This window comes from Rhodococcus sp. R1101 (assembly GCF_000278445.1).
GTDB classification, from domain to species: Bacteria; Actinomycetota; Actinomycetes; order Mycobacteriales; family Mycobacteriaceae; genus Rhodococcus; species Rhodococcus gordoniae.
The window spans coordinates 1-2,575 of the sequence record NZ_AJVB01000518.1 but is presented as its reverse complement, the minus strand read 5'-3'; the positions used below and the strand labels follow the sequence as shown (position 1 = coordinate 2,575).

Annotated in this window: 2 protein-coding genes; one reads left to right on the top strand and one right to left on the bottom strand. The window is 67.2% G+C overall.

The genetic code is table 11. The annotated features are described in order from the left end of the window. Positions 1-1,576, bottom strand: a 1,576-nt coding sequence (locus R1101_RS27915; protein ID WP_016935216.1) for a cation-translocating P-type ATPase, incomplete at its 3' end; no start/stop codon positions are given. A gap of 323 nt (positions 1,577-1,899) precedes the next feature. Between R1101_RS27915 and R1101_RS0120870 the strand changes: the two genes are divergently transcribed. Next, positions 1,900-2,451 carry a GNAT family N-acetyltransferase gene (locus R1101_RS0120870; RefSeq protein WP_037224381.1) on the top strand — a complete coding sequence of 184 codons (552 nt, stop codon included), beginning with the start codon at positions 1,900-1,902 and terminating at the stop codon, positions 2,449-2,451. Positions 2,452-2,575 lie beyond the last annotated feature (124 nt).

Here is a 2,575-nt window from a genome sequence, read left to right as displayed (position 1 = left end):
CGCGGGTGAGGTTCGCGGGGATCTCGGACGACGCGAGGGTGCGTTCGGCGATCGCGAGCAGACGCCGGCCTTGCCGCGCCCAGTCGGCGATGACCGCGTCGACCGTGGCACGATCCTCGTCCGTCAACGGTCTGGTCGAGGTCTCCTCGGCGATGTGCGTACAGCGTGCGAGGACTTCCTCGGGTGCGCCTTTGGTGTGCACGACGACGGATGTGCCGACGCGGTCCACCGACGACATTCGTCGCAGAGCGGGATCGAAGTGGAACTGCGCCAGCCTGTCGTCCTTGCTGCGATGGGGGTCGATGCCGACCTGCGCGGCGGCCTGGAGGAGAGCGAGTTCGGTCGGGTCGCCGATGCCGGTCTTCGCGGCATGTTCACCGTCGGGTCGGATCGTGTCCGGAGTTTCTGCCGGTTCGGAGTTGTTGCACCATACCGCCGCGGTCATCAGCCGGTGCGAGACCGAACGTGCGGCGGGCGGCTCCGGGAGGGCTTCGAAGTCGACGACTCCGTCGCTCGTCCACGCCGTCGTGACGGTCATCCGGTTCACGGTCAGCGTGCCGGTCTTGTCGGTGCAGATGACGCTCGTCGACCCGAGTGTCTCGACGGCCGAGATCCGCTTGACCAGGGCACCCTGTCGGGCGAGCAGGCGTACCCCGACGGCGAGAGCGAGAGTGATGGTGGGAAGCAGCCCCTCGGGAACGTTGGCAACGATCAATCCGATCGCGAAGGTCACGGAGTCTGCCAGGGACAGTCCGGCCAGCAATGTGCCGAGTGGTATGAATGCGGCGCCCATCCCGACGGCGACGACGGCGATCAGCCGCGCAACCCGTTTGACCTGCTTTTCGAGGGGACTTTCCTGATGTCCGCCGCCTTGGGACAACGCCGCGATCCGTCCGAGCTCGGTGTGCATGCCGGTGGCGAAGACCACGGCTGTCGCTTCGCCGGTGACACAGGTGGTGCCGCTGAACACGACGTCCCGCGCGTGGATCAGAGGCACGTGGCTGTCGGCGCTGTCGGCGGTCACCCGCACCGGCATCGATTCTCCGGTGAGAGCCGAGGCGTCGATTTCCGCCACGCCGTCGAGCAGTCGTGCATCGGCGGAGACCCGATCCCCCTCGGAGACCACGATGACGTCACCCGGCACCAGCTCCCGGGCGTCGATTTCCCCGTCGGTGTCGTCACGCAAGACTCGGGCACGTTGGGGCAGGTACGCGGCGAGAGCTTCGACCGCCTGGTCGGCGTGGCGTTCCTGCACGAACGCGAACGCGGCGTTGAGGGCGATGACGACGACGATCGCAACGGCGAGAGGAACGGAGGACGACAGCGCCGCAAGGAGAGCCGCGACCCAGAGCAACAGCGCGAGCGGGTGCACGAGTTGCCGGCTCAGGGCGCGCAACCAGCCTTCGCTGCGGCGACGGACCAGTTCGTTGTAGCCCGACACGCCCAGGCGCCGCTGCGCTTCGCGGGTGGACAGGCCGGTACGGGACGAACGCAGGTCCCGTAGCAGGCGGTCGAGGGATTCGAGGGGATCGACGGGCGGGTCGTGCTCGGCGGTGTCGGTCGTGAAGTGACTCATGAGGTCTCATTCCTGCCGCATCGCACAGGGGCTCGGTGGTGGAGCACAGGGAACCGGTGTCCGCCGCGTCCGACGACCAGAAGGATCTGTTCCGCGACAGCGCCGGCGGTCACTTCTGCAGAATAGGCCTGCACGGCCGGTCGAGCAGCGGCCTCGCCGTCGACCGCGTGGACAGTGACGAGGGACCCCACGCCTCTCGCGTTTCGGGCCTATCGTGGACGTCGACGGAAATCGGAGCACACGGGAGGCCGTGATGCGGTCGGTGTCGGCGGCGATCGAGGCGGTGCAGAGTCTCGGCTCTCTGGTGGGAGGGGATGCACTCGATGGGGACTACTCCACCACACACCGTCTGCGCAGATCTGGTGCTCCGCCCGCTCGGTCCGCAGGACGAGGAGCGAGTCCGCGCATTGCACGAACATCTCACCGAACGGGAGACCTATCTGCGATTCTTCACGCTCGTCCCGCGCCACCTCGACGATCTCGTGGACATGCTGTGCAATCAGGACGACAAGCACGTGAGTCTCGGGGCCTTCGACGACGGAACGCTCGTCGGAGTCGCGAACTACACCGTTCTCGAGCCCGATCACAAGGCTCCTACGGCGGAATGTGCCGTCGCTGTCGGTCATCCGTTCCAGCATCACGGGGTCGGCACCACCTTGCTGCAGCGATTGGTGGGAATCGCGTGGCGTCGCGGCATCCGACATCTGTCGGCATTCGTCCTGGCCGAGAACAGTACGATGTTGCAGGTGCTCGAGGACCTGGGGTGGTCGCGGGACGGGCGAGCGCCGGGGCCCGTGGTCGAGGTGAAGATCGACCTCGCGGATCCGAGGGGCGAGGACGACCTCCGAAACCTGATCGCCGGGCCGGCCGGTTGACGCAGTGCCACCTGTTCTTCGCGTCCGGTGGCCGCGGCGCGACGAAAACCGTGCAGTGTGCGACGCATTCGCGTTCGAAATGCGCTGTCTGCGCCCCGGAATGCGCGTAATCTCGGCACCGTGT